Origin of the sequence: Arthrobacter sp. FW305-BF8 (assembly GCF_021789315.1) — a bacterium.
Taxonomy (GTDB): Bacteria; Actinomycetota; Actinomycetes; order Actinomycetales; family Micrococcaceae; genus Arthrobacter.
In genome coordinates this window covers 43,108-69,253 of the sequence record NZ_CP084561.1, presented here as the reverse complement: position 1 = coordinate 69,253, position 26,146 = coordinate 43,108, and the positions used below count along the sequence as shown (strand labels likewise).

The window sequence follows — 26,146 nt, the reverse complement described above, 5'->3', positions numbered from 1 at the left end:
CTCCGAGGTTCCCGCCCCAGGACAGCCCGGTCTGTTGAAGATCGGCTGGCTCGATGGACGAGGCTGCCGGCTCTTGACGTGCCAGGAAACGCTATATTGAAAAAACAATGGTTACCAGTGTCGATGTTGCAGAATTTGCGGGAGTCTCGCAATCCACCGTCTCCCGCGTTCTGAACGACGACCCCGCCGTCCGCCCGGCGACGCGTGAAAAGGTTCTTGCTGCAGCGGCTGAGCTCGGCTACGTGGTGAACATCAGCGCCCGGAGCCTGGTCACCCGTCGAACGCGGACGGTGGGTCTGGTGGTGGCCGATACAGCAAACCTCTTCTACACCCAGATCATCCATCTCATGCACCGGGAGCTCGCGGCCCGCAATTACCAGATGGTGATGATTCGAGAAAGCCTGGAGGCCCCGGACTCGCTCGCCGGCGCCACCCTCCAGGAGCTTCCCGTCGACGGTGCCATCTTCGCCTCAGCCACTGAGGGTTCCCCGACAGTCAAGAGGTTCAAAGAACGAAGCCTTCCCATCGTCCTGTTCAACCGGGACGACCCCAGTGTTGAGGCCGAGGTGCTCCTTCCTGACGATAAATCGGGTTGCCAGCAGGTGGCTGATCACCTGGTCGGCTTGGGCCACACGCGAATCGGACTCATCACCGGCTCCTGGTCGACGACCAGCGGCCGGCAACGGGAAGAGTTCTTCAGGGCGGCGCTGGAAGGACACGGGCTCTCCCTGCCCGAGGACATGGTGGAACGTGGGTTCCTTGACCACGACACCGGCTCCGCCCTGACCCGCAAGCTCCTCGCGGCGCCTAACCCTCCCACTGCCATTTTCTGCGGCAGTGACATGCTGGCCATAGGCGCCCTGGACGCGGCCGCCGAGCTGGACGTCGAAGTTCCGGACAGGCTGTCAGTGGTGGGCTTTGACGACCTCGAGCCCGCGTCGTGGAAGATGATCAATCTTTCCACCGTGCATCAACCGCTAGATGACATGGCGCGGGAGGCCGTAGCCATGCTAGTCGACCACCTGGAGGGGCGGCGTGAACAACGGCCAGGACGAAGAGTCTTTCCGGTGGAACTCATCGTCCGAGGCACATCAGCGCCGCCGGCACCGTCATCACTTAGGCAGCACCTCAGCGCATAAGACAGCCCGCCTGCTCTCCGCTGCCGGTGGCGTCTTGGAGGCGAGGGCAAGGCAATCCTGCGGGTCCAGGGGTCCGGAAAGAACGACCCCAACCTGACGCAGACGTGTTCATCCAACGCGTCATGTTTTCCGAAAAGCTGGCCTCCCCTTGACGAGTGGCGGCCCTCACTACAATATGGGTACGTACCCATTGGGTACGTACCCATGATTCTTTAGATCGTATCTTCGATGGAGAAGTTGTGAAAATAGCAGTATTGCAAGGCCCTAACCTCAATCGGTTGGGGAAGCGCCGTCCGGACAAGTATGGCCGGAAGACGCTCGCCGACATCACGGCGGAACTGGAGGTGCTGGCCGACAAACTCGGCGTCGAGGTCGTTCAGACCCAGTCGAATCACGAAGGCGGTCTCATCGACTGGCTGCATGAAGTCCAGGACGAGATTGACGGCATCCTCATTAACCCGGCCGGCCTCACTCCATATGGTCGGTCCCTGTACGACTCGCTGAAGGATGCCGAGCTTCCCATCGCGATAGTGCACATGTCTGCGATCTTCCAGTACGAGAAGCAGGCCCACCCCGATATGTACGCCGACCTGGCCTCGATTTACATCGCCGGGCTCAAGTCCAACGGATATGGGGTCGCGCTTGAGCACCTTGTCGAGCTCATCCGTGACAAGGAGAACTGAGAAGCCTCCCGGCCTGAATGCCCTCGGCCCGCATCGCGCCATCCCCGTCCGTTACCCCTGCCCAATGGGAGGCAAATCCAAATGACCACCACCACCGGCAATGAAGCCGCAACAACCAGCCAGAAACAAATCCGGAAGGTTCTCATCGGCGCTTCTGCCGGCACGGCCCTCGAATGGTTTGATTTCGCCCTCTACGGCAGCGTGTCTGCCATCGTTTTCCCGAAGCTTTTCTTTCCCTCCCTCGACCCGGTCGCCGGTATCCTTGCCAGCTTTGCGGCATTCGGCATCGGCCTGGCGGCCCGACCCCTTGGTGCAGCGTTCTTCTCCAATCTGGGCGACAAGATCGGCCGGCAGCGGACAATGGTTGCAGCCATCATTGCAATGGGCGTCGCATCCCTCGCCATCGGCCTCCTGCCCGGCTACAGCACTTGGGGCCTGTTCGCGACAGTCCTGCTTGTCTTCTTCCGTGTAGTACAAGGTTTTGCGCTCGGCGGTGAATCCAGCGCCGCGCAGATCATGGCCCTGGAATACGCCCCCTCCGGAAGACGGGGCCTCTATGGGGGACTCGTCAACATGGGCTCACCCCTGGGCCAGGTGTTCGTAGCGCTCACACTGATCAGCCTCCAGGGCCTGGTCGGCGAGCAGGCCTTCATTGACTGGGCGTGGCGGATCCCGTTCTTCATTGGCTTCATCATGGCCATTCTCGGCTACATCATCCGCCGGACGATCGACGAGACACCGGTCTTCAAGCAGGCCAGGGAAGACAACCAGGTCGTCAAGACCCCGCTCTTCACCGTATTCAGGCAGTACCCCAAGCACATTCTCCGACTGACATTCTTGTGGGCAGCGAACGTGGCGTGCTCCTACGTGGTGACAACCTACTCGCTGGATTACATCAAGCGCGTCCTGGGCATGACCTCCGATGTGGGCTTCTCCCTAGTGCTGATCACCAACGTTGTTGGAGTGTTCGCGATCCCGTTCGGCGGCTACATGTCAGACCGGTTCGGAAGGAAACCGATCCTTTACACCGGTGCGACCATGTGCATGATCGGCGCGGTGGCGTACTTCCCGCTTCTCAACACCAAGGTGTTTGGGCTCATGCTGTTGGGCAGCATCCTGCTGCTGGGTTTCCAGTACTTCGCATTCGGCGTCCTCGCAGCACTCTTCGCGGAGCCGTTCCCGACACACGTGCGCTATTCAGGACACGCGGCCTCGTACACGTTGACCAACTTGGTTGGGGGCGCCCCGACGCCCTTCGTGGCAGCACTTCTGCTCCAGAGCACCGGAAGCACCTGGAGCATCGTCGGCCTCCTTCTTGCGGCCTACCTGGTGACGCTGCTGATGATCAGGGCGACCCCCGAGACATTCAAGATGGACTTCCATGCCAAAGAGAACGAATAGGCAAGAAGGCGGAAAGTGGCAGCAAATCTAACCCTGGGCGCCATGGCCCTTCGGCAACGAGACCTTCGGCAATCAATTGAATACGCGCACAACGTCGGCTACACAGGCATCGGGATAAGCATCGGCGAATGCCTTGCCGCTCTGGAAGCAGGACTGGAACCGACCGATATCCGCAGACTGCTCGACTCCAGAAACCTGGAGCTGTCCGAACTCGAGCTCATCAGGCTGGGCGGCACGAGCTTTCAGAGCCGCATGAACGACGCCCTCGTCGAACTGGTTGCAATTCTCAAACCAAACCGGGTACACGTAGCCGCCTTCGACGGGGAACCAGCCGTCATACAACAGGAACTACGCGACCTCTGCCGCCTCCTGCCGGAGACGACCGTGGCAGTCGAGTTCATGCCATACAGCAAACTCCCGGACATCGAATCGACAATGGATCTGCTCGCAGGTCCCGGATGCGAACAGGCCACGATGGTTCTGGACGCAATACATTTCTTCAGGTCGGGAGCCTCCTTCACTGACCTCACGCTTGAAGTTCTGGAACGGGTTTCCGTCCTCCAACTGTCAGACCTTACGGATGCCCGGACGGACACCCGCTTCGAAAGTCGTCACCTTCGGACCTTCCCGGGGCACGGAAATCTTGACCTGCACGGACTGCTTCACACCCTGTGCAAGGGACGACCTGCCGGCGTCCCGCCCATCACTGTCGAACCATTCTCGGACGCCATCGACGCGCTTCCACTGCCCTGGGTCGTCCATGAGGCTTTTCTGTCAGCCAGTCAACTGCTGCGGGAGTGCAACTGGCCGACGCCACTACTCACTTACCAGCAGCCAATTTAGGAGCAATCTTGCCCGACTTGTCACCGAACACCATCTGGCCCGACCGTTTCAAACACAAAGTCATACTCCTGACCGGCGCTGCAGGCGGCCTGGGGTCAGCAGCGCGGTCACGGCTGACCGCGGAGGGAGCCATCGTCGTAGCCACCGACGCCCAGCCGCCGGCCGCGAACGATCCCCTTATGAGGCAACTCGATGTACGGGATCGGCAGGCATGGAAACAGGTGCTCGCTGACCTCTTGGAGGAACACGGCAGGCTCGATGGAGCACTGTTCTGCCACGGCATCCAAGGTCCCGAATCGCCCGTCGACGACATGTCGGTCGAGGGCTGGGACCTGACCTTCGACGTCAACCTCAACGGTTGCTTCCATGGACTGGCTCTCCTCCTTCCGGTGTTGCGCGAGCAGGGACATGGAAGGATCGCAGTACTGTCCTCCATTGCCGGGCGAGAAGGAAATCCGCATCAGGCAGCTTACTCTGCGTCGAAGGCGGCGCTGATCTCCCTCGTCAAGACAGCGGCCAAGGAAGTGGCCCCCTACGGCGTGACCGTAAACGCTGTGGCGCCGTCAATGTTCGAGACCCCACTTATCAACGCCCTCAGCCCGGAAAGAAACAAGGAACTCCTCGCCCGGGTCCCCATGGGCCGGATAGGCAAACCCGAAGAGTTCGCGTCCCTGGCCGCATGGCTCCTCTCCGAGGAATCCAGTTACATGACCGGCCAGACCCTGGACCTCAGCGGCGGCCGGAACACCGCATAGCCAGGCGCTTCCCCTCGCAACCTGCAACGCCCTAGCACCTTCACCTCAGCGCAGTACATGAGATTCTCCTGGCCGCACCATCAGAGGTGGGCGAAATGCTCACTTACCGCCCACTCCGGCATGTTCGTCCGCCGGGCGGCCTGGACTGGTCGACCCCGCCGCACTCTTCCCAGACGATCAGACCTTGATGAGCAAAAGGACTGAAACCCTAGGTCCCTGAACAGGACGAAAGACCACGGCGAGGTCGCATTCGCAACCCAAGTGACATCCACAATCAAAACGGAGCACCTACATGAAACCCGTCAAAATTGCCCTCATGGGAGCCGGGCTCATCGGCCGCGAGCACGCACGATTCCTCAAGGCCAACCAAGAAGCAGAACTCGCTGGCATAGCAGATCCTGCACCATCAGCCCAACAGCTGGCGGCTGAACTCGATGTGCCCTACTTCTCTGATTACGAGGACCTGTTGAGTCATGTCAGCCTAGACGGAGCCATTGTCGCTCTCCCGAACAGCATGCACCGGGAGGCGGGCATAGCGTGCATACGCACGGGCATACCTACGCTGATAGAAAAGCCCGTCGCTGACACTGAAGAGGCGGCCCTGGCTATTATCGAGGCGGCTGGCGCGGCCGACGTTCCCGTCCTCATCGGTCACCAGCGACGCCACAGCCCGGACATTGTCCGGGCCAAGCAGCTGATTTCAGGGGGACAACTCGGACAGATTGTCACCGTCAACGGCATGTGCCAGATCAAAAAGGAAAATCAGTATTTCGATAACCTATGGCGCCAGCAGCCTGGAGGCGGGCCCATACTTATCAATCTCATTCACGACATTGACACGTTGCGGTATCTCATCGGAGACATCCATAGCGTCCACGCGGTGACGTCCAACAATGTCCGAAAATTTGCAGTTGAAGACAGCGCCGCCGTGATCCTGAAGTTCACTAACGGGTCGCTCGGAACTCTGTTGCTGAGCGACTCCGTTGCCTCACCATGGTGCTGGGACCTGAACTCAGGACAGGGCGCGTATTTCCCCCATACTCCTGCGGATGCCTACCACATCGGAGGCACCGAAGGCTCGCTGGCCATCCCAAGCATGAAGCTCTATAAGCACGCTGACGGCGGAGACTGGCACGACCCCCTGATTGTCGAAAAGCATGAAATAGCAGAATCTCACGCATACGCCGCTCAGCTTCAGCACTTCATTGACATCATCAGAACCGGTGCCGAACCCTTGATTGGAGCTCGGGATGGTCTGATGACACTTGCCGCGACCTTGGGTGTGGGCCGCTCAGCCGCAGAAAACCGAGAAGTCTTCATGGATGAACTACTGCCGATGGCGGAACACAGCGTCTAGCCCACAGTTCGAACTGCGGTGTACCGACCACGACCAGTGGACTGCCTAGCGGGATACGCCTGTCCACCTACCTACACCCCAACCTGACAGATGGTGCATGGCTGGGTCTGAAAGGCGCCAGTCTGGATCTGCAAGCCGCGGAGAAGCTAGCCCCTACCGCCCACACCTGAGGACAATCCTTGGGTGGTTATCCATCGCTACTGTTGCTAGGGAGCTATCCCAACGGCTCCCCCAACTTCAGCGGTGGATAACCCGAATTGACCCCAGCTGTGGACGGGACAGCCGCACCAAAGGGAGCTTGTCCGAGCCAGTCAGGCTGTCGGGATTGCGGAGGTCGGCACAAATCGCATGTGGCGCGAATTTGCTTTGGTGCAGCGGCTACGGCCTTCACCGACCAAGCAGCGGTCGCGGCCGCGAACCGGCCGGGAACTGCACCGCCGGCCCTGGTCCTGCTTATCAACAGGCACGGGGCTTTCAGCGACCACCTTTGGACAGGATCGCCGTCACAGCAGCCCGGACGCCAGTGCTCAGGGTGGGTTCCAGGGCGGGGGCGAAATGTGGCGAGTGGTTGCCGGCGATGTGCCCGTCAGCCCTGAGCGTCTCGGCGGTATAGCCTCCGAAGGTCCAGTAAACCGAGGGGGCAGAGATAGCTGTTGCAAGGGTCCCGAAGTCTTCACTGGCCATCATCGGCGGAACCTCGCGGACCTCTTCCTCTCCGATCGTGGCCCGAAACTCCTGGATAAGTTGATCTGTCGCCGTGGGATCGTTGTAGCACAGCGGAAAAGAATACAGCTCCTCAATTTCAGGGGGCGGCGCGGAGGAGGCTTCTGCCTCTGCGCGGATGATGCGGCGGATTGATGTCAGCACGGCATCGTGCACTTTCTGGTCGAAGGACCGTACGTTTATGGTGAACTCGGCCATCGCGGGAATGATGTTTTCCTTCAGGCCCCCGTGGAAGGTTCCGATTGTCACGACCGCGGACTGCACGGGGTCCAGCTCACGCGAAACGATGGTCTGCAGCCGGACCAACATGTGGGCCCCGAGCACGATCGGGTCGATCGCTTCTTGGGGCTGGGAACCATGCGCCTGACGCCCGTGGACAGTGACCTTCCAGGAAGCGGCCATGGCCATAGCGGTACCGCGGCTGATGCTTACTGTGCCCGCCAGACTCGGCACGACGTGCTGGCCATAGATTATCTCGGGTTTCGGAGCCCTGTTCCACAGACCATCGTCGACCATCGCCTGCGCTCCGGCGGCCGTCTCCTCCCCCGGCTGGAAGAGGAAGACGACTGTCCCTGTCCAGGCGTCGGTGGCACCCGCGAGCAAGGCCGCCGCAGTCAGCGCTGCGGTGATGTGCGTGTCATGGCCGCAGCCGTGCATCACCGGAACCTGAGTCCCGTCAGCCAGGGCACCGGTGGCCTGGCTGGCGTAATCAAGTCCTGTTTCCTCCTTGATCGGCAGACCGTCGATGTCGGCCCGGAAACCCACGACTGGCCCCTCGCCGTTGCGGAGTACGCCCACGACGCCCGTCCCGCCGCAGCTAAAGGTCTCCGCTCCGGTGGCAGTGAGATGCTCGGTAATGAGCCTTGCGGTCCGATGTTCCTGCGTGGACAGTTCCGGGTTAGCGTGCAGATGGCGGTACAACTCGTGCATTCGGGCAGTCTCCTCGTGCGTGAGTTCCAGATCCCGCAAGGCATAACCAAACATGTGTTGCCCTTCTTCGATTGGGTATTTTTGCTGTCGAATGTCGTTCTAGTCGGGTCCTCCAGCCAGAACGGGCGCGCCGTGGAGCGCTTGAGGGATGGCGATCAGATCTTGGTTCGCGGCCGTCTCAGTATCTTCCAGCACCCGGAGGACGTTGCCGAAAGCGAGGCTGCGCAGATCAGCAGGCGACCAGCCCCGTTCGGCTAACGCTTCAATGACCGTCGGGTAGCCGGACACCCCGGAAATTCCGCGGGGCAGTTGTTGGATGCCATCGAAATCCCCTCCAATGCCGACATGCCGGGGTCCTACTACTTCCCGTGCGTGTTCCATGTGGCGGACGATGTCAGAGATGGCGGCCTGCGGAGCCTGGTTCTGCGACGTCCACCGGGTGAATTCTGCGGCCGCCGCAGTGTCCTCTTCCACCTGCCCTGCATGGAACCCTGTCCGAAGGCCGAGTCTCTGCCGGACTTCATCAGAACGTCGTTCGTAGTCCGCGCAGGCCTCTGAGATGAAGGCGGGAACGAAGGTCAGCATGAGCACGCCGTTGTTTCCAGGCAATCTCTCAAGCACGCCATCCGGCACGTTTCTGGCGTGGTCGGTGACGCTGCGGCAAGATGAATGGGAGAAAATTACAGGAGCAGCGCTCGTGTTCAGCGCGTCATGCATCGTCTGCTCGGCCACGTGAGACAGATCAACTATGAGACCAAGACGGTTCATTTCGCCGACCACGCGTCTGCCGAAGTCGGTGAGCCCATGGTCGACCTGTTCGCCGGTCGCCGAGCGCGCCCATGGCGTGTTGTCGTTATGTGTGAGAGTCATGTAGCGGACGCCGAGACGTCTCATCATCCGAAGCACGCCAAGCGACGCGTCGATGGAATGCCCTCCTTCTATGCCCATCAGCGAGGCAATTTTTCCCTCTGCGACGGCGGTTCTTACGCCGGCGGCAGAGTCCACCAGGCTGAATGTCTCGGGATTCTTGGAGATGATCCGGTGTACGCAGTCGATCTGTTCGAGGGTCGCCACGACGGCGTCGGCCGGCGGCATGTTGGACGGGACGAAGACCGACCAGAATTGCGCACCGACCCGGCCTTCCCGGAGCCGCGGAATGTCTGTGTGCAGGCGGGGCTGGTGCTGCGATAAGTCGATCTCCTCGACGCGGGAATCGAATTTCTGCCGCAAAGCCCAAGGCAAGTCGTTATGGCCGTCAAATACCAGGGTGTCGGCCAGCGCGGAACGAGTCCGAAAGGATGTCATCGGGCGGCGCTCAATTGCTCTAGGGCAACCCATGGCTCATGGAGTCCGAAAGCCTGGGGGCCAAAGACTTGCAGCGCTTCCGGGGTCCGCATGATCGCAGGGGTCGAGATTCCATAGACGGCCACCCGCTGTCCGAACCGCAGGGCCTCGGAAGTGATGGGTGTGCCCAGGTCAACATCAACTATCGTAATAAGATCCGGAACAATGGCGACCACCGCACCATTCTTGTGTGCAATGACGTTCTCATTCCGGAACTGGATCCGCATCTCGTCGCCACCATCAAATGACTCCACAGCGGCAAACCCTTGAGTGAACCCGTCCCTGACGAACCTCTCAACGTCAACGACTTTTCCCCGCATGAGCACGGTTCCATGACCGTATATTGTGTCCTTCAGGAAGGCACTGAGTTCTGCCAGCGGATCAAGATGTTTGTCCTTGGCCTTACGCAAAGTCCGACCGATATTGAGGGCCAGCGTGACGGTGTTGCGGATCGCAGTACGCTTGACGTCTGCTCCGCTCATTGGATACTCGGCGATGTATGCGGCGCCCCCCATCTTGATGGTGACCGCGCGGGCGAAAGTCTCCATCCTCTGGTTGTCCTGGCCGGTATCGACGATGCACGTGTGCCCGTTTTCGTCCGAAACAGCGAGCGGTGATCCGGACACTCCATAGACTCCGAACGTTTCCATTTGAAGCTCCGGGAAGGCTCGCCCCATTCCGTCACCGTCCACCACCGGGATACCTGCTTCGGCGGCGACGACCAGGGGAATCATGGAATTCAGTCCACCGCACTCCATGGGGATTGTCGCATCGGCTGTTTTTCCGAGGTGTTTCTCCAAGGCACGGAGCGACAGGACTGCCTCAGTGCCGGCGGGGACTTTCTCGACTACGACAGTCGGAGCGCCCATCATGGCCGTGGAAATGACAAAGTCATCGTCATCAAGTTCGGTCGGATCGAGGATTTCGATCTTCTTTCCGTTCTTGAGGCATTCCTCGACGAGGAGCCGGCCGATGAGCGGATCTCCGCCGCCGCCTGTACCCAGTATTGCCGCGCCCCGCGCCAAGTCAGGGACGTCGTCTAGTGACAGATAGAAACTCATGTTGTTCTTCCTTCTACTTCTTGCAGTCAGCGTTTCGTGTGTGGCTACTTCGACGCCGGCAGGTCGCCGACCGCTTTGACGCGTACCCGGGACGCGTTTCCGGGCAGATACGCCAGAGGCAGCTCATCGATCTCCACGATTTGGACAGTGCTGGCTTTGGCTCCGGCAGCTATTGCTTTGCTGATTGCTTCCCCCCTGGCCTGATCGAGCACTTCTTCGCGCTTTCCTGCCGGGATAGCAAAGATACGGTCGACTTCGCCACCGACTTGGGCAATTGCGGCGCCGATGGCATTCGCCACTCCGGAGTGCCCCGGACGGGCAACGTCACTGGCACAGGCCATCTGTTCTGGTACCAGGAACGCACCGCCGCCGACTGCGACCACCGGGACGAGGTCGGAACTCGTGCGCATCCGGTCAACCGTCTCCGCGATCCTTCGGTGGATTTCGTCTTTGGCGGCCTTCACCATTGAAGGATCCAGATGGCTGACACGGCCGGGGTCACCGATCTCCGCATCACCCGCGGCGACCATGATGTCGGTCGCTGTCAGAGTTTTGCCTCCGAAAACGAGCGCATCCTCCGTGACTCTGTAGCCCACGCTGTCCGGCCCGACTGTCACACCGCTGTCGAACCTGATGCGGCTGCCGCCACCGAGGCCGACGGACAACACATCAGGCATACGGAAGTTGGTTCGGATTCCCGCCACCTCGATTTCTGTTGCCGCTTCGCGGGGAAAGCCGGACTGGAGAACTCCGACGTCCGTCGTTGTTCCGCCAACGTCGACAACTATGCAGTCTTTGAGGCCCGAGAGGTAGGCGGCGCCGCGCATTGAGTTGGTCGGTCCTGAGGCAAAGGTAGCCACTGGGTATTTTCGGGCGAAATCGACGTCCATTAATGTGCCGTCGTTCTGGCTCAAGAACAGCGGTGCGTGGATGTTTAGAGCCAACAGGGATTGATCGAGTGAAGAACACACATCTGCCGAAAGCTCACGAAGGGCGGCGTTGATGATTGTTGCGTTTTCCCTCTCGAGGAGCCCCACCCTGCCGATTTCGTTGGAAAGGCTGACCGGAAGTTCCGGAAACTCGGCGTTGATGATTTCCGCTGCCATTTGTTCGAACTCGGAGTTGACTGGGGAAAACACGGACGAGATTGCGAAACTGCGTGCACCCTTTGTTACGGCGTCCTGGGCTGCCCTGCGTATCTCGTCGTGATTGATCGGCGATATTTCCCGTCCGTCGAACTCATGACCGCCGTGGCACATATAGGGCAAGGCGTGCAGCGCTTCGGTAATCCGTGCCGGCCAGCCCACGAACGGCGGCAATCCGCCCGTTGCAGGAAGTCCGAGCCGGATTGCCGCCGTCGGTGCCAACCGTTCGGCTTCGACGAGTGCATTGATGAAATGGGTGGTTCCGATCATGACGGCGTCTACGTCGGCAGGATCAAAGGAGTACGCGCTCTGTAGTCGGCGGAGGGACCCGGTGATCCCCTGTCCGACGTCACTCATTGTCGGACTTTTTACACCTGCGAGGACCTCGCTTCCGTCAATGAGTACCGCGTCCGTGTTGGTCCCGCCGACATCGATGCCTATCTTCACTTGTAGTCCTCCTGCAGTTCGCGTGTTTCAGTAATCGGTCGGCGTGAAAGCGCCTCTTCGGATGTGCCTCTGATCAGGCCGAGTTTGCCCGCGATGACGTAAAGAATGAGGGAAGCACCAAGCGAATTCAGGGACCCTACCCCCCAGGGCAGGAACGTTCCGATCAGCACCGAGGCGGCCCAGACCACCAGGGTCCCAACGACCCACGTTGGCTCTGTTGCCGGCAGGCCGGGGGCAGATGCGGATAGGACGCTTCGCCATTTCTTCACGATGTAATATTCGGCGACCATGATGCCGGCGATGGGGGGAAACGTGACTCCGAGCAGGATCAGGAAACCAACAAAGTAGTTCAGTATTCCGGCAGCGGCGAGTGCGCTGCCGAGGATCCCGATAAAGATCGTGACCCTCGTTCGGCTCACTCGCTTCTTGAATACTGTCTCGACGAAGTTCACGATGCCCAAGGATGCCGAGTACAAGTTCCAGTCGTTCATCTTGATCGTGCCGGCAACGATGATGATTGTGCCGACGAACCCGCTGCTGGAAGTGACAATCGCGATGATGTCGTTGGTTTTGAGTGCATGGGCGAGGAGAACGCCGGCGATGGCCACCATGAATTCCCCGAGGGTGACACCGACGAGCGTCTGCTTGACGACATCGGAGGGTTTGCGGTTGAAGCGCGTCATATCGGGGGTGATTACCATGCCGACAATGAATCCGCCTGCCACCAGTGTTGTCCCGGCGGCCAGGCCCAGGACCGGTCCCGGGGCCGGCTGGTTGACCAGATCGCCGAGGTTGTGCTTTTGCAGCTCAGAGACAATGGACCAACCGGCGAGCAGGAGGAACGCGGGGATCGTAATGTACGCGGTCCAAGCCATGCTCTTGAAGCCGTAAATGACTATCGCGGTCACTGCGCAGCCGACTGCAAGGGACCACGCCCATGCGGGAATAGCGGGCGCCAGCTTGGCAAGCCCTTCAGCGGCCACTCCGCTTTGGACACCGAACCATCCGACCAGGCTAAGGGAGATGAACAGGGCGATGATGCTGGATCCATGGCGTCCAAAGCCGGTCCATCTGGCGAGAACCGATGTCGAGAGGCCTCTTTTTGTCCGAGGATTCCCGTCATGATGGCAACCACCTCCAAGATCACTGATCCAAGGAAGATGGCGAGCAAGGCGGTGGGAAAGTCCATTCCAAATCCCAAGGCTGCACCCAGAAGGAACTGAGAAAGCGCTGACATCTGGCCGAACCTTTGAACTGCCACCGACCACCAGCTGTAGCGGGCGTGGTCAGGCACACGCTCCAGGGCGTAGTCCTCCTCCCCCGCGTGTTTCTTATCAGTAGTTGTTGCCATCGGGACTCCTTGGCTATGAGGTACCTACCCGGAAGAGATGAGGGGTAGGAGGGAATGAATAGAAGTTACGGCCCGTGGCGGTCGTTATCAATGGTTGCTTCGACTACTAAATGCACTCAGGATGTGCATACTTAACACATTCGTTCCCCACAGACGCAGGCGAAGGAGGCAGCCATGTCTTGGCTCCTGACGGCTACGGACCTGGAAGCGTTGGAGTTTGGCGCCAGAATGCAGGGCTCGGGAGGGGCCGGTGACACACATGCCATGTCTCTGTTGGCTCGGGATCTGTTGGATCATTGTGGCGGCGTGACCGTATTTCGGCCAAGTAAAATCCTTTCCGGCGATGTCGTTGTGGCCGTTGGCCTGGCGGGGTCGCCGTTGGCCTTCAGCGAAAAGCCCAGCGGACCGGGGCCTTACGTGCGTGCTTTTGAAGCGGTCGCCCAGAAATTTCCAGGCCGGCGAGCACTTGTCTGTGCCTTCGAGATGGCCGGGATCAATGCCTATGCACCGATCCTGGTGGCCGCGGCCTTGGGTGTCCCGCTGGTCGATATGGATGGCATGGGGCGAGGACTCTCGGGACTGCACCAGACAACCTTCAACGCGCATAGTGTCTCGATGACTCCTTGTGCCCTCGTAGACACTTCGGGGAGATGCGTCGAAATTTCAGGATCGAGTGCCGAAGAATCCGAGCGCGCCCTGCGTGTTCTCATGGGATTGTTTGGTGGCTGGGTGGCGTTCGCGGGGTACCCCATGGATGGGCGACAGGCGAGGGAAGGCGGCATAGGCCAGACGCTTCGACGAGCTTTGGAGCTTGGACGCCAGTTCCAACAGTCCAGGAAACAAACGCAGTCCGTGAGTGATGCGATATCCCATTTTTGTTCCCGCACTGCGGGATGTCGCTTTGTGGGCCGCGGGAGTGTTGTGGACGTTCGCTGGGAAGCCGCCCCTCGTGATTCCGGTGCCGGGGGACAGGCCAAAGGAACGATGATCGTTCGGGCCGCAGGAAGATACCTTCGAATCGAGGCGCAGAACGAATTCCTGCTGCTCGTAGACGAAGGCCGGCTGCTTGCCAAGGCCCCCCAGATTATCTGCCTCCTGGACAGCCATACCGGTATTCCCCTCCTTAGCGAGCGCATCCTGCCCGGGTACGGGGTAGACGTCGTTGTCTTTGAGGCTCCGGGCGAATGGAGCAACTCTGCTGCGCAGGCCTTGGTCGACATCTCCGGCTACGGGTACTCAATCCCTTCCCTTGGAGACTCACTGTGAGAGCCCGGCTGGCACTTCGGGAACTGCTGCGGTGTCCGATGCTGCTGAACAGCTCCGTGATCGTCGAACACCCCGTTTCGAACTTCACGTTTATCTGCATTAACGAGATCAGCGCCAGCGGCGCCGCCACCACTGCCTATCTTGATCCACCAGACGAAGCGCAGGTCAGCAATCTCGAAGGCATCTGGATATCCTCTTGGATTCCCTCCTATGCCCTGGAAATTCTGCTTCCACAGCTGAAGCGAAAGGGCGTGGGCGTAGTGATCCTGATACCAACCACGCCACAGGACTTCCAATCAGTTTCGGAGTTCGGCCTTTCTACCCTGGAACTTGCGCGAAAACTGAAAATGAACGTGGTTGCGCTCCACCAGCCCCAAGCGACTGTGGCCGTTGCCGCATCCCTCAGCAGGTTCTTAGGCTCGGATCTCTGGGCACGGTCCATTAATATGACGGCCTTCACCCATGCCGTCCACCAGATGGAGCCAAGCCCCGAACGAGTCGCTTCTGAACTCAGAAAGTATGTCAACGCGCGGATAGCAGTGATCAATTCGCTCGGCCTGCCACTTGCGGGCGCCGTGGAACGGCCGCTCGCATTCGGCAACGTCGGGGCGACGCCCTTGTTTGACACCAGCCAAGCCCCAAACCTCATATCGGTTCCGTTGCCCCCGCTGGTGGAAGACGACGATCCAGCGCTTTGGATACTCGCGGAATTTCAGCCTGACGCCCCGCCCTTTGAGCTGGAGGCGGCACAAGAGCTTATGGAACTAGGGGCCCTCTCGTTGCTCAGGTGGCTCAGCCGTCAACGCTTCGCGAGCGAGCAGTTTCAATCCGCAAGATCGGCGATCGTCTCGCAGCTAGCTGTCGCTGGCGGAGCAATTCCGGACCACGTGATCTCTCAAGCTCTCAGCGTCGGCTGGAACTTAAACGGATGGCACACTCTCGTAAGTGTTCGTGCCCCACGGAAATCCCTTGCCCACGACATCGGACGAATGCTTCCAGCCGCTTTGAGCCGGTATGACTACACAGTGGACTCGTCCGAATACATTGATCATTGGCTTATCTGGGAAACACGGCAGGACCAACCAACCCGGGGAGACTACAGGGATTTCGTCGCCGCTCTGGATTCCCTACGACCACCGCCAGAAACAGGAATCGTTTTTGGCGTCGCCAGGCCACGCCTTGGACCTGAAGGATTTGCGAGAAGCATTGCCGAGGCTGAAGACTTCGCTCGACGAGCAAGCTCTAGCAAAGGACGTCGGCAGATTGTGGACGCCCAGGAATCTGCCGCCACCCAATTGATCCGCACTACGCTCCACGATCCCGCACTGGTTCGCCAAGCCACGAAGTTTCTAAAACGACTGTCCGAACCAGACGCCGACTATCTGAGGAAAACGCTGAACACCTACCTTCAAAGCGAATCTAACCTCGCGGAAACGTCGCGCGCCCTTGCAGTCCATCGAAACACGGTGGTTAAGAGAATAGAAAAAATCGAGGAACTACTGGATGCACCGCTCGAAAACCCTGACACCAAATTTGCCTTACGCATCGCCCTCAGAATCTTGGAAATCTCCGCCACCGAGTAGCCGCATCGTCGCCCGACAGCAGTGAAAGGCTTCGGGCTTGATTCCAGATGAAAGCTCGCGTCCCTGAAAGTCGTGAGGAGATGTCTCACTGCAATTGCCTAATAGGTTGAACTACACCCCAACCTGACGTCAGACGACCGCCTAAAAGGCGTCAGAGTAAAGTCCGTTTTCGTTCTTGTTGACGCACCCTGGCGAAGGTCTAAGATCTCAACCGGACACTCCAGTCGCGCATTCGGTCCTCCAGAGCGACACTCAGAGCCTGCCCCTATGTCCAGCAGTTTGCGTGAAGACCAGCCTCCCAATACTCGTATACCTGGCCCGAGAAACTGCCCGGCTGAAGGTCTCCAGCGCTACATTGGCGGGCGTGAATTCACAGATGTTCCCACTCCCGCACCTGGTGGCATGGTCAAGTTCGTTGACCTCGAGCATGCAGCGTTCAGCTCCTTGAGACCTCGATCGGAGTTGCTGACCTTCGCGCTGCTCCGCCATCCGCTGTTCGAGCAGTGGCTACCGCTCTCAGGGGCCGCAGTCCTAGGGTTGCCGGCCGGGTAGCTGCCATACTTGTCACCGGAAGTCGGTCAGCCAAGGTGGCCACGCCCGGACACCGCTTCTTAATCGGCCTTCGCCTGCGGCGGAACCAATGTTTCGGGTCACTCGTTGGTAAAGTCACGAGAATGAGCTCCGTTCCCAGCGTGCCAAGTCCGGCATTCCCTCCTCCATTTCACCCTGAAACTGCAAAACCGGCAGCGGGAACGGCATATCGCTTGACAGCAGGGTCACTCAAAATAGGTGCCTCACCTTCGGCCAGTGACTGGATACTTCCAATTAACAAGAAGATGGGTACATGTTCGGCTTCGGGAGCGAATGAAAAGCGGGAATGCTATGGGCATTCCGTATTCATTGAGTTGCAAGATCTCGTGAATGCGCAAAAGAGTAACCCTTGGGCTCGGAAAAAGTCTATATCTTCTATTGATTTGACATGTGGTTGGGTTGACTCAAGTCCTAGTTCTATTGGGGCCTCGCATCATGATTGGTGGCCCGATCCCCTGACGCACGTGCCAGAAGCGATTTGTGTAGCGGAAAAACCATGACTCTCGTACCCGCTACAGACACCGCGCTCGGTCGGCTTGTCATTTCCGAGATCTTCTTCGAGCATGATGGACCTCGCCTCTTCACAGCCAAGAACAAGGCGGGACACTTGTTCTTGGCCAACTGCGTGGACGAAGACGAAGATGAGCAGACAGAAACCTATCTCTATGTTTCTGTATCCAGTGCCCGGATGAAACTGATTCGTAGCGGACATGTCCCTCTTCGGGAGGCCTATACCCAAGCCGAAGATGGGTTTGTCTACCAGGTAACAGCCCAATATGGTGCAGAAACTCCACGGAATAGTTTGGCCACTATCGAGGCCGACCTGATTGATAATGATTGGCTTCCGTTCGAGGACGCGAAGTTGGATATTGCAACGGAGACTCTCCCTGCATTCGACCCGGACCGGTTCAGTGCCGACTCTCGCGGCGAGTTTAGGACGCGCATTGCGTTGGAGGTCGATCCCCCCAACGCGCGGAGAACTGAGTATTCCCTGCGCTCACTATCCCGCTTGGCAGGTTCTTTTCAGGATGCTGTAGATTCCCTTGCGCAAGAAGAACGGGGCCGTCCCACAGCTCGCGGGGTGATACCTGAGGAAATTCTCCAAGAGTCTGAGTTGGTATTTGCGGGGGCCGAGGCGGCTTCATTTGTCTTGGTTTTGGCACCGAAATCAGGCCCAACTCTGGTCGGTGATCTTGTCAACCGATCAACTGAGAGACTGCTGGATCTACTAGCGGCCGCTGACTCTCAGCATGACTTAACTGAGCTGCTTAACGGTTACGGAGTGCGGGCCAGGAGTAAGTTCCGCAGCTTGCTGACAGTGCTTTCAGACGACGAGACCGGGGCCGGCGTGTTTCTAGCAAACCAGTCCGGGGAATTAAGAACGGTAAAAATCCGCCTCGAATCGGTACGTCACGCTTTGGCGATTATTGACGATCGGAATCCTGACAGCGAAAAGCTGGCCCTCAAGAGGGTGACGCTGGTTGGTGTCAATTTGCGAACTGGGATTTTCGAGCTGTTCGACAATGTGGCTGGGCAAAGGTATTCGGGACAGATGGCACCAGAGGCCAAGGCACAGATATCGGGGCTTCCAACGGGAGACGAACATTTTTACGCTGCGGAGCTCTTGAAGACTATGGAGTACTCAACCATGACCACCGACGTTTCCAGCAGTTATCGTCTTCTGCACATTCGCCGAGTGGACGAGGCGTTACTTACCTAGAAGTGCAGCCCGTGGCCGAATGGAGGAGCTGATTTGGTTGGCTGGTTACTGCCTGTAGGCGGCGATCGGTCTCCCGATTCTCTCTGGGCAAGATGCCACCGCAGAATGAGCACCCAATCCGCCATCCTGATCACCCACAACCGTTTCGAAGGTGGATTGGTGACGGCGAATTCGAGGCTCTGACACCGGCCTTCGGTATTTCAACGCGATCCACGCCGCCCTCTCAGCTCTCTAAAGAGAACCCGCCCACTCCGACAGGCAGACCTTTGACTTCATCAACGCCTCATCATCCTGTCAAAACCTTTCAGCGTGATAAGAAGTTCTCAGACGGCATCATCGCCTCTGCTCGCGCGAACTAAGGCCTCGCTCCACCAGAGGATTCACCCATGGGGATTTTGATATTTCTACTCATCGCCGCCGCAATAATCTGGTGCATCCGCCGATCCAAAAGGGCCAAAAAACGGAACCAGATCCCGACGTCGTCTCAGCCAAGGCACGGCACCGGCGCCCGTGCTCCGATTCGTACGCATCCACGCGCCGAGGCGGATCGGCAACGCCCGGATGCGCCCATGCGCTTCGCTGAACCCGGAAGAACAGGGGAGCTATTCAGCTACGGTGGACCCTCAACCGGACAGGGTTATGTCCATGACGGGCCATTTGCGGTGGTCGATGTTGAAACGACGGGCTTTTCCCCTGCCCAGGGTGATCGCGTCATTGAGATAGCGGTCGCACGCGTCGACAGGCATGGCCGCATTGAGGATGAGTACTCAACCCTGCTCAATCCCGAAGGCAGGGATACAGGGGCACTCTTCATTCATGGCATCAGCAACGACGCCGTACGGAACGCCCCGTTTTTTCCTGAAGTCATCGGTGACATCCTTGCGCGACTGGAAGGTACCGTCGTAGTGGCCCATAACGCCGTATTTGAGGAACGTTTTCTGACCTCGGAACTCCAGCGGGCAGGAGTCTCAGCACCGCTTTTCCCGGCGCTCTGCACCCTGTGGTTAGGACAGCAAACGTTCGATACACCAAACCACAAACTAGCCACTCTCGCTCAGCACGTTGGCGTGCCTTTGGTCGACGCGCACGCCGCCCTGGGTGATGTGAGGGCAACATCGGCACTGTTGCCGATGATGCTGGAACGCTACGGCACAGAAGTGGAATTCGGTCACGCTCCTACCTCCGGCCTGAGCACATCTCATCAGCTCGGAGCCGTCAGACCGATGACCCAGGCGGCTACCCTGCGAAAAGGAACCGACGGATGGATGTCATCCTTGATGTCCCGCCTGCCGATCAGCACAAGCGACGTCAGTGACGCTGCTGCTAATGCCTACCTCGATGCACTCGCTTCCGCGCTAGAGGACGGCAAAATCGTGGGTGAGGAAGCAAAAGCACTTGCGCGGATTGCCGGCCATGGCGGAATGGGAGCAACTCAGGTGCGGGGACTCAATGAACGATTCCTAGAGATGATGAGGGAACCGCGCTATCGGACCAGATCCTCACGTCAGCAGAGCTGACGGACCTCAATCGGACTGCATCGGTCCTTGGAGCACCGACGTATTTTGATGACCTGCGAATCACGTTAGACGTGCCGCCCAGTTCGGAGTCCGCCGCCGACCGAGTAACACCTGTCCCCGACGCTCAGCGGGCGCCAAGAAGGTGCGGACACTGCCGGACACCGGGCCACTACCGATCAAGCTGCTCCAAACTCAATTGAGCCAGCCAAACGCCGATAACAGCGCATATGTAAGCCTGGGCGCGAGCTGTTCTCGACGGTTTAGGGCGATATCATCCGTGCGGGCGACTGGTCCTTTAGTCTAGGTTGTGATCCGGCCAGTCCACATAGAAGCCGTGGCCGTCGACATAGAAAATGCAGGGCCGTCCGACGAAGGCGCAACCGGGACTGAGCGTCAAGGGAGCGTTTCCTTGTCCTGAGGCGTTGCTGAGGTCGCGTTGGGCGACCTCGCCGGAGAGACTGAGGAATTCGTAATTTCAGGAGTCCTTCACAATTTGCTGGTGCCAGTTCGAAATCTCGTCCAACAAGCCGTTGGACAAAGTCTCCGGGAGCTGCCCAGCACCCCTTCAGGGTCTTCTTCATGGTCGTGTTCAGGGACCATTCGTGCTCAACCGCTGCTGCCGGCACCAAGACAATTGCCCCTGGTCTCTAGTTCGTGCATCAGCAGGCGCGACCACCAGATCGTGCAACAGGCCGTTGCACAATTGGCCCACGCCAGGCGGAATCGGCGCCTGTAGAACAGGTTGCGCCGGGAACATTCCCTTATTTCAGGGGCTCGTCGGCACTCATCACCCGGCAAAACCCGGTCGCCGATTCTCGTCGCTCGCTGGGCGATTGTTGAAGCGCAGGGTTTGCAACGCCGATACCGCTCAGGGAGCCGACTCGGTCAACTCCGACATCGCCATTCCGGCAATCATCCTATGCGCGGTTACTGGCACGAAGCCGGCAGCTACTTGTATCACAAGTGCAGGCCTTGTATCCTAGGTACACGGGCGATGTTGCCCCTACTTCCCAAGGAGAATCCATGAGCACCGTCGACCTCATCCGGCACGTCAAGCTTTCCACCGCCCGCCTTCCGCTGGCCGTCCCGATCAGCGACGCGAAGGTGTTCACCGGCCGCCAGAAGCCCATGACCGAAGTGGTCTTCCTCTTCGCAGAGATCACCACGGAACAGGGCCACACCGGCCTCGGCTTCAGCTACTCCAAGCGCGCCGGCGGCCCCGCCCAGTACGCCCACGCCAAGGAAGTCGCCGAAGGCATCATCGGCGAGGACCCCAACGACATCGGCAAGCTCTACACCAAACTCCTCTGGGCCGGCGCCTCCGTGGGCCGCTCCGGCGTCGCCACCCAGGCCCTCGCCGCCATCGACATCGCCCTCTACGACCTCAAGGCCAAGCGCGCTGGGCTCCCCCTCGCCAAGCTCCTGGGCTCCTACCGCGACTCCGTCCAGACCTACAACACCTCCGGCGGCTTCCTCAACGCCACCCTCGACGAGGTCAAAGCACGCGCCACGCAGTCGGTCGAAGAAGGCATTGGCGGCATCAAGATCAAGGTGGGCCTCCCGGACACCAAGGAAGACCTGCGCCGCGTGGCAGGCATCCGCGAGCACATCGGCTGGGACGTGCCGCTGATGGTCGACGCCAACCAGCAGTGGGACCGCGCCACGGCCCTGCGCATGGGCCGCCAGCTCGAGGAATTCAACCTCATCTGGATCGAAGAGCCGCTGGACGCCTACGACTTCGAGGGCCACGCCCACCTCGCCCAGGTGCTGGACACCCCCATCGCCACCGGTGAAATGCTCGCCTCCGTCGCCGAGCACAAGGGCCTCATCGCCGCCAACGGCTGCGACATCATCCAGCCCGACGCCCCCCGCGTCGGCGGCATCACCCAGTTCCTCCGCCTGGCAGCCCTCGCCGACGAACGGGGCCTGGGCCTCGCCCCCCACTTCGCGATGGAAATCCACCTGCACCTAGCGGCCGCCTACCCGCGCGAGCCGTGGGTGGAGCACTTCGACTGGCTGGACCCGCTGTTCAACGAGCGCCTCGAAACCAAGGACGGCCGCATGATCGTTCCGGACCGCCCGGGCCTCGGCGTCAGCCTCAGCGACCAGGCCCGCGCGTGGACCACCGAAACCGCGGAATTCGGCGCGTAACCTTGAATTCATGAGCCGGAACCTGACCGCGGACCTCGCCGCCGACCTTCGCACCCGCATCGTCGACGGCGTCATCCAGCCCGGCGAAAAGCTTCCGAGCGAAAACACCCTCATCGGCGAGTTCGGCGTCAGCCGCACCGTGGTGCGGTCCGCGCTCACCCGGCTCCAGGCCGAGGGTCTGGTGGAAACCGAACGTGGGCGGGGCAGCTTTGCGCTGACCCCGCCCACCGGAAGTCCGACGTCGGGCCAGCCCACCAGGGCTGTGGTCACCGCCGAGGACCGGCTGCACCTACTCGAATTCCGGATGGGTGTGGAAACCGAAGCGGCAGCGCTTGCGGCCGGAAACCGGACAGAGCGGCAGCTGAACGCCATCCGGCAGGCACTGGCAGAATTCACGGACAGCGTCGAGCACCCTTCACACGCCATGAAGGCTGACTTCGAGTTCCACAAGGCCGTCGCCGCAGCCTCCCGAAACCCCTTCTACACGGACTGCATTGCCTCCCTCGGCCAGACGATGATCGCCATGCCGCGCACCCGCCTGATGACCGGCGTGGAGCATTACGCCCGGGACCATTTCGAACAGGTGGTCCACGAGCACGGATCCATCTTCGCCGCCATTACAGACTCCGACGGAGCCGCTGCGTCCGCTGCCATGAGGAACCACCTAGCCAATTCGCGGCGCCGCCTCCGGGCCGGACGCGAATAGCTTCGCTCCCGGATCACACCCCGCCGGGCCGGGCTGTTCCAACAGATTCAGGCGCCTCGATCAGATCAAGCAGCCGCAGAACCGCCGGGTTTGCGGTCTCTTCGTTCCACGCGAGCTCCAGCTCAACGCGGTTCAGTTCCTGGATGCCGTGCCGCCCGTCGATCTCGTGAAATTCCACCCCTGCCGGCGCAAAAGCCATGGCCGACGCCGGAACAAGGGTCACTCCCAACCCCGCCTGGACGAAGGCAAGGAGTGCCGGAACCTGGCTGGCGTACTGCGTGATGTTGGCGTGCGCTCCTGCACTGGCGAACAGCCGCAGCACCAGGTCGTGGAAGTAGCGGGCCTCCTTCGTGGAGTACATGAGCAGCGGCAGCCTGTCCAGGTATCCCAGCGGCAGGGGCTCGCCGTTGCGTCCCGCCATGTTGCCCAGCAGCGAACTGCCCTCCGGCAAGGCAACCACCAAACGGTCCTGCATCAGCGGCCGGGACACCACCCCGGGCCGGGCGACGATGGGGCGCAGCAGGCCGATGTCCACGTTCCCCTTCACGAGCCCGTCCATCTGGTCCGTTGACACCAGCTCCCGGAGCACAAAGGACACCCTCGGCATGTTCTCCGCTGCACGGCGCAGCATCAGCGGCAGTGCGCTGTGCCCGGCTATTGCGGTGTAGCCGACCGTGATGGTGCCGGATTGGCCCGACGATACCCGCCGAACGTCCAGATCCGTCTTGATGCACATATCCAGGATCTGCCGTGCCCTCGGCAACAGCGTGGCGCCGGCGGCCGTGAGCTCCACCTTCCGGCTGGTCCGGCTGAAAAGCTGCGCGCCTAGCTTCTTCTCTAGCATCTGGATCTGGCGGCTCAGCGGCGGCTGCGTCATGTTCAGCCTCTCCGCTGCAGCACCGAAGTGCAGTTCTTCAGCAACGGCCACAAATGCTTCTAACTGAGGTAGCGAAAACATCCATACCCTTACTGAATTGTCGAGTGCAGAAATTAGCTTGGACTTGAATTGATGGCTCCCCTTATGGTCGTGAACAAAGCAGGTTTTATCAACCCCTTCGGGCCAAAAAATCCAAGGAGCACAGCGCAGTGAACCAGGCACTCGAACCCACCCAGAACGTTAACGACGCTAACCTCAACCAGGCCAAAATCACCGGCGTCTCCATCACGCCAGTGGCGTTCAAGGACCCGCCCCTCCTCAACACCGTGGGCGTTCACGAGCCGTTCGCCCTGCGGGCCATCGTGGAAGTCCAGACGGACGCCGGCGTGTCGGGCTTCGGCGAGACCTATGGCGACGCCGGCCACCTCGCCCGGCTCCAGCTCGCAGCCGCCGCCCTGCCCGGCACGGACGTGTTCAACATCAACGTGCTGCGCAACAGGATCGCCCAGGCGCTTCAGCAGGACACCATCCAGGGCGGCCACGGCATGAGCGGCATGGTCACGGGGTCGAGCACAGCGGACCGCGTGCTGTCTCCGTTCGACGTCGCCGCCCTGGACATCCAGGGCAAGCTGCTGGGCCGGCCCGTCAGCGACCTCCTTGGCGGCGCCGTCCGCGAGTCGGTGCAGTTCAGCGGCTACCTGTTCTACAAGTGGGCGGGCCACCCGGGCCAGGCGGACGACACGTGGGGCGCCGCCCTGGACCCTGAGGGCATCGTCCGGCAGGCCAGGACCATGGTGGACAGCTACGGCTTCACCGCGCTGAAGCTGAAGGCCGGCGTCTTCCCGCCTGAGGAAGAGATTGCGGCCATCCAGGCCCTCCGCGCCGAGTTCCCGGACATGCCGCTCCGCATCGACCCCAACGGCGCCTGGACCGTGGAGACCTCCATCCGCGTGGGCAAGGAACTGGACGGGGTGTTGGAGTACCTCGAGGACCCCACGCCGGGCATCGAGGGCATGGCCGCCGTCCGCCGCGAGGTGGGCATGCCGCTGGCAACAAACATGTGCGTGGTCAGCTTTGCCGACGTCGCACCCGCCGTGGCCGCCGGCGCCGTGGACGTTATCCTCTCGGACCACCACTTCTGGGGCGGACTGCGCCGGAGCCAGTTCCTCGCCGGCATCACCGAGACGTTCGGCCTGGGGCTTTCCATGCACTCCAACTCCCACCTGGGCATCAGCCTTGCCGCCATGGTCCACCTCGCGGCGGCCACCCCCAACCTCGACTACGCGTGCGACACGCACTGGCCGTGGAAAGACCCGTCCGAGGACGTCATTGCCGGCGGCGTGTTCACGTTCACGGACGGCGCCGTGCAGGTCCCCACCTGTCCGGGCCTCGGCGTGGAAATCGACCGTGACGCCCTGGAACGCCTGCACCGCCAGTACCTGGACTGCGGACTGAGGAGCCGGGACGACACCGGTTACATGCAGCGGCTCCACCCCTCCTACAAGCTCCAAAGCCCGCGTTGGTAATGGAAGAGGCCGGCGCGCCGGCCGTTGAATCCCTGAGGATTGTGGTCACCGACCCCATCATCAGCCGCTTTGCTGACCAATTAATTTACGACGGCGGCGCGCACCGCTGGGACATGGCGGCGGCTTGGACCCCGGAACGCAAGCTGGACGCACTGGCGGGGGCCGACGTCGTCGTCTGTTCCTCCCTCAGCCCCGCGGAGGCCGAGACGGCCTCAAAGGTGCGCCTGGTCCACGTCACTGGCGCCGGCTACGACAAGATCTCCTTCCCGCAACTGGCAGCCCGTGCCCTGGTGGCCAACACCTTCCACCACGCGCGGCCCATCGCAGAGCATGTCCTCATGGTCACCCTGATGCTGTCGCGCAACGTTGCCGCTGCGGAGCGCGCACTCCGCCGGGGAGAGTGGCGGACCATTGCCACCGACGCCGAAGTGCCGTTCCATCCCGTGCTCGCCGACCTGACGCTGGGCTTGGTGGGTCTGGGTTCCATCGGTGCCGAGGTGGCCCGCGTTGCCGGGCTACTGGGCATGAAGGTCCGGGCCGTCCGGCGGAACCCGGCCGCTCCCCTTCCCGACGGCGTCCGGCCCGACTGGGTGGGCGGGAACGGGCAGCTCCATGAACTCTTGGCCGCGTCCGACGTCGTGGTGGTCACGGTGCCGCTGGACGCCGATACCAGGGGGATGATCGGGGGCCCTGAACTGTCCGCCATGAAGGCCACGGGCCTGCTGATCAATGTGGCACGCGGTCCCGTGGTGGACCAGTCCGCACTGTACGGTGCGCTGAAGGAAGGGCGCATCGCCGGGGCGGGCATCGACGTCTGGTGGGGGTTGCCCTCGGACGGCGTGGTCCCACCGGCGGAGCTGCCCTTCGCGGAGCTGGAGAACACTGTGCTCACACCGCACCATTCCGGGCATGCGCGCATCACGTTTGAACGCCGGGCGGGCGACATTGCCGCCAATATCGGCCGGCTTGCCCGCGGCGAGGACCTGGTAAACCTCGTGGCCCGTCCGGCGCCGGCAGGCCGGTAGTTGGC

At 60.7% G+C, this 26,146-nt stretch carries 20 protein-coding genes; 14 read left to right on the top strand and 6 right to left on the bottom strand.

What is annotated here, in order from left to right:
* The first annotated feature begins 107 nt into the window (after nucleotides 1-107).
* From LFT45_RS00300 to LFT45_RS00275, 6 genes are all read left to right on the top strand, one after another.
* Complete coding sequence (locus tag LFT45_RS00300; protein ID WP_236805983.1) at nucleotides 108-1,139, top strand: LacI family DNA-binding transcriptional regulator; 1,032 nt, start codon at nucleotides 108-110, stop codon at nucleotides 1,137-1,139.
* A 239-nt stretch (nucleotides 1,140-1,378) separates the two neighbouring features.
* The gene (locus LFT45_RS00295) at nucleotides 1,379-1,822 is read left to right on the top strand and encodes a type II 3-dehydroquinate dehydratase (RefSeq protein ID WP_236805982.1); all 444 of its coding nucleotides are present in this window, start codon (nucleotides 1,379-1,381) and stop codon (nucleotides 1,820-1,822) included.
* A gap of 81 nt (nucleotides 1,823-1,903) precedes the next feature.
* Nucleotides 1,904-3,223: an MFS transporter gene (locus tag LFT45_RS00290; RefSeq protein ID WP_236805981.1), complete on the top strand. Its 1,320-nt coding sequence runs from the start codon at nucleotides 1,904-1,906 to the stop codon at nucleotides 3,221-3,223.
* A 42-nt stretch (nucleotides 3,224-3,265) separates the two neighbouring features.
* Nucleotides 3,266-4,066, top strand: coding sequence for a sugar phosphate isomerase/epimerase family protein (locus LFT45_RS00285; RefSeq protein WP_236805980.1), 801 nt, complete (start codon nucleotides 3,266-3,268; stop codon nucleotides 4,064-4,066).
* 8 nt (nucleotides 4,067-4,074) lie between these two features.
* Entirely contained in the window at nucleotides 4,075-4,821 is a 747-nt protein-coding gene (locus LFT45_RS00280; protein WP_236805979.1) for an SDR family NAD(P)-dependent oxidoreductase, read from the top strand.
* Between the two features lie 292 nt (nucleotides 4,822-5,113).
* A complete protein-coding gene (locus tag LFT45_RS00275) occupies nucleotides 5,114-6,178 on the top strand; it encodes a Gfo/Idh/MocA family protein (protein ID WP_236805978.1) in 1,065 nt (354 codons plus the stop codon).
* 474 nt (nucleotides 6,179-6,652) lie between these two features.
* On the opposite strand, the gene LFT45_RS00270 is transcribed toward LFT45_RS00275, so the two are convergent.
* From LFT45_RS00270 to LFT45_RS00250, 5 genes are all read right to left on the bottom strand, one after another.
* On the bottom strand, nucleotides 6,653-7,831 hold the full coding sequence (locus LFT45_RS00270) for an amidohydrolase (RefSeq protein WP_236805977.1): 1,179 nt from the start codon (nucleotides 7,829-7,831) through the stop codon (nucleotides 6,653-6,655).
* 99 nt (nucleotides 7,832-7,930) lie between these two features.
* Nucleotides 7,931-9,136: a dipeptidase gene (locus tag LFT45_RS00265; RefSeq protein WP_236805976.1), complete on the bottom strand. Its 1,206-nt coding sequence runs from the start codon at nucleotides 9,134-9,136 to the stop codon at nucleotides 7,931-7,933.
* Nucleotides 9,133-10,236, bottom strand: a complete 1,104-nt coding sequence (locus tag LFT45_RS00260) for a DUF917 domain-containing protein (protein WP_236805975.1) — start codon at nucleotides 10,234-10,236, stop codon at nucleotides 9,133-9,135. The genes LFT45_RS00265 and LFT45_RS00260 overlap by 4 nt, the downstream gene beginning before the upstream one ends.
* A gap of 44 nt (nucleotides 10,237-10,280) precedes the next feature.
* Entirely contained in the window at nucleotides 10,281-11,828 is a 1,548-nt protein-coding gene (locus tag LFT45_RS00255; protein WP_236805974.1) for a hydantoinase/oxoprolinase family protein, read from the bottom strand.
* Nucleotides 11,825-13,096 (bottom strand): purine-cytosine permease family protein, encoded by a 1,272-nt coding sequence (locus tag LFT45_RS00250; RefSeq protein WP_236805973.1) that lies wholly within the window; start codon nucleotides 13,094-13,096, stop codon nucleotides 11,825-11,827. Before LFT45_RS00250 ends, LFT45_RS00255 begins: the two co-directional genes overlap by 4 nt.
* Before the next feature lie 257 nt (nucleotides 13,097-13,353).
* Between LFT45_RS00250 and LFT45_RS00245 the strand changes: the two genes are divergently transcribed.
* The 6 genes from LFT45_RS00245 to LFT45_RS00220 all read left to right on the top strand — a co-directional run bounded on the left by LFT45_RS00245 (nucleotide 13,354) and on the right by LFT45_RS00220 (nucleotide 22,713).
* The gene (locus LFT45_RS00245; protein WP_236805972.1) at nucleotides 13,354-14,445 is read left to right on the top strand and encodes a DUF917 domain-containing protein; all 1,092 of its coding nucleotides are present in this window, start codon (nucleotides 13,354-13,356) and stop codon (nucleotides 14,443-14,445) included.
* 38 nt (nucleotides 14,446-14,483) lie between these two features.
* The gene (locus LFT45_RS00240) at nucleotides 14,484-16,028 is read left to right on the top strand and encodes a PucR family transcriptional regulator (protein WP_236805971.1); all 1,545 of its coding nucleotides are present in this window, start codon (nucleotides 14,484-14,486) and stop codon (nucleotides 16,026-16,028) included.
* Between the two features lie 1,087 nt (nucleotides 16,029-17,115).
* Nucleotides 17,116-18,339, top strand: coding sequence for a DUF6575 domain-containing protein (locus tag LFT45_RS00235; protein ID WP_236805970.1), 1,224 nt, complete (start codon nucleotides 17,116-17,118; stop codon nucleotides 18,337-18,339).
* Nucleotides 18,340-18,725: 386 nt separating this feature from the next.
* Nucleotides 18,726-19,856, top strand: coding sequence for an exonuclease domain-containing protein (locus LFT45_RS00230; RefSeq protein WP_236805969.1), 1,131 nt, complete (start codon nucleotides 18,726-18,728; stop codon nucleotides 19,854-19,856).
* Nucleotides 19,857-20,879: 1,023 nt separating this feature from the next.
* A complete protein-coding gene (locus LFT45_RS00225; protein ID WP_003800296.1) occupies nucleotides 20,880-22,007 on the top strand; it encodes an L-talarate/galactarate dehydratase in 1,128 nt (375 codons plus the stop codon).
* 10 nt (nucleotides 22,008-22,017) lie between these two features.
* A complete protein-coding gene (locus LFT45_RS00220; RefSeq protein WP_236805968.1) occupies nucleotides 22,018-22,713 on the top strand; it encodes a FadR/GntR family transcriptional regulator in 696 nt (231 codons plus the stop codon).
* Between the two features lie 13 nt (nucleotides 22,714-22,726).
* Here the strand turns inward: LFT45_RS00220 and LFT45_RS00215 are convergent, their stop codons facing one another.
* Nucleotides 22,727-23,641 (bottom strand): LysR family transcriptional regulator, encoded by a 915-nt coding sequence (locus LFT45_RS00215; protein ID WP_236805967.1) that lies wholly within the window; start codon nucleotides 23,639-23,641, stop codon nucleotides 22,727-22,729.
* A gap of 158 nt (nucleotides 23,642-23,799) precedes the next feature.
* Here LFT45_RS00215 and LFT45_RS00210 point away from each other — a divergent pair, with 158 nt between their 5' ends.
* Both LFT45_RS00210 and LFT45_RS00205 read left to right on the top strand, forming a co-directional pair.
* Nucleotides 23,800-25,116, top strand: a complete 1,317-nt coding sequence (locus LFT45_RS00210) for a glucarate dehydratase family protein (protein WP_236805966.1) — start codon at nucleotides 23,800-23,802, stop codon at nucleotides 25,114-25,116.
* Nucleotides 25,116-26,141 (top strand): 2-hydroxyacid dehydrogenase, encoded by a 1,026-nt coding sequence (locus LFT45_RS00205; protein WP_236805965.1) that lies wholly within the window; start codon nucleotides 25,116-25,118, stop codon nucleotides 26,139-26,141. The genes LFT45_RS00210 and LFT45_RS00205 overlap by 1 nt, the downstream gene beginning before the upstream one ends.
* Nucleotides 26,142-26,146: the final 5 nt, after the last annotated feature.

Coding starts and splice junctions, on each gene's coding strand:
- LFT45_RS00300 (WP_236805983.1), top strand. CDS start 108: ATGGTTACCAGTGTCGATGTTGCAGAATTTGCGGGAGTCTCGCAATCC.
- LFT45_RS00290 (WP_236805981.1), top strand. CDS start 1,904: ATGACCACCACCACCGGCAATGAAGCCGCAACAACCAGCCAGAAACAA.
- LFT45_RS00285 (WP_236805980.1), top strand. CDS start 3,266: ATGGCCCTTCGGCAACGAGACCTTCGGCAATCAATTGAATACGCGCAC.
- LFT45_RS00275 (WP_236805978.1), top strand. CDS start 5,114: ATGAAACCCGTCAAAATTGCCCTCATGGGAGCCGGGCTCATCGGCCGC.
- LFT45_RS00270 (WP_236805977.1), bottom strand. CDS start 7,831: ATGCACGAGTTGTACCGCCATCTGCACGCTAACCCGGAACTGTCCACG.
- LFT45_RS00265 (WP_236805976.1), bottom strand. CDS start 9,136: ATGACATCCTTTCGGACTCGTTCCGCGCTGGCCGACACCCTGGTATTT.
- LFT45_RS00260 (WP_236805975.1), bottom strand. CDS start 10,236: ATGAGTTTCTATCTGTCACTAGACGACGTCCCTGACTTGGCGCGGGGC.
- LFT45_RS00245 (WP_236805972.1), top strand. CDS start 13,354: ATGTCTTGGCTCCTGACGGCTACGGACCTGGAAGCGTTGGAGTTTGGC.
- LFT45_RS00240 (WP_236805971.1), top strand. CDS start 14,484: ATGCTGCTGAACAGCTCCGTGATCGTCGAACACCCCGTTTCGAACTTC.
- LFT45_RS00235 (WP_236805970.1), top strand. CDS start 17,116: ATGACTCTCGTACCCGCTACAGACACCGCGCTCGGTCGGCTTGTCATT.
- LFT45_RS00230 (WP_236805969.1), top strand. CDS start 18,726: ATGGGGATTTTGATATTTCTACTCATCGCCGCCGCAATAATCTGGTGC.
- LFT45_RS00225 (WP_003800296.1), top strand. CDS start 20,880: ATGAGCACCGTCGACCTCATCCGGCACGTCAAGCTTTCCACCGCCCGC.
- LFT45_RS00220 (WP_236805968.1), top strand. CDS start 22,018: ATGAGCCGGAACCTGACCGCGGACCTCGCCGCCGACCTTCGCACCCGC.
- LFT45_RS00205 (WP_236805965.1), top strand. CDS start 25,116: ATGGAAGAGGCCGGCGCGCCGGCCGTTGAATCCCTGAGGATTGTGGTC.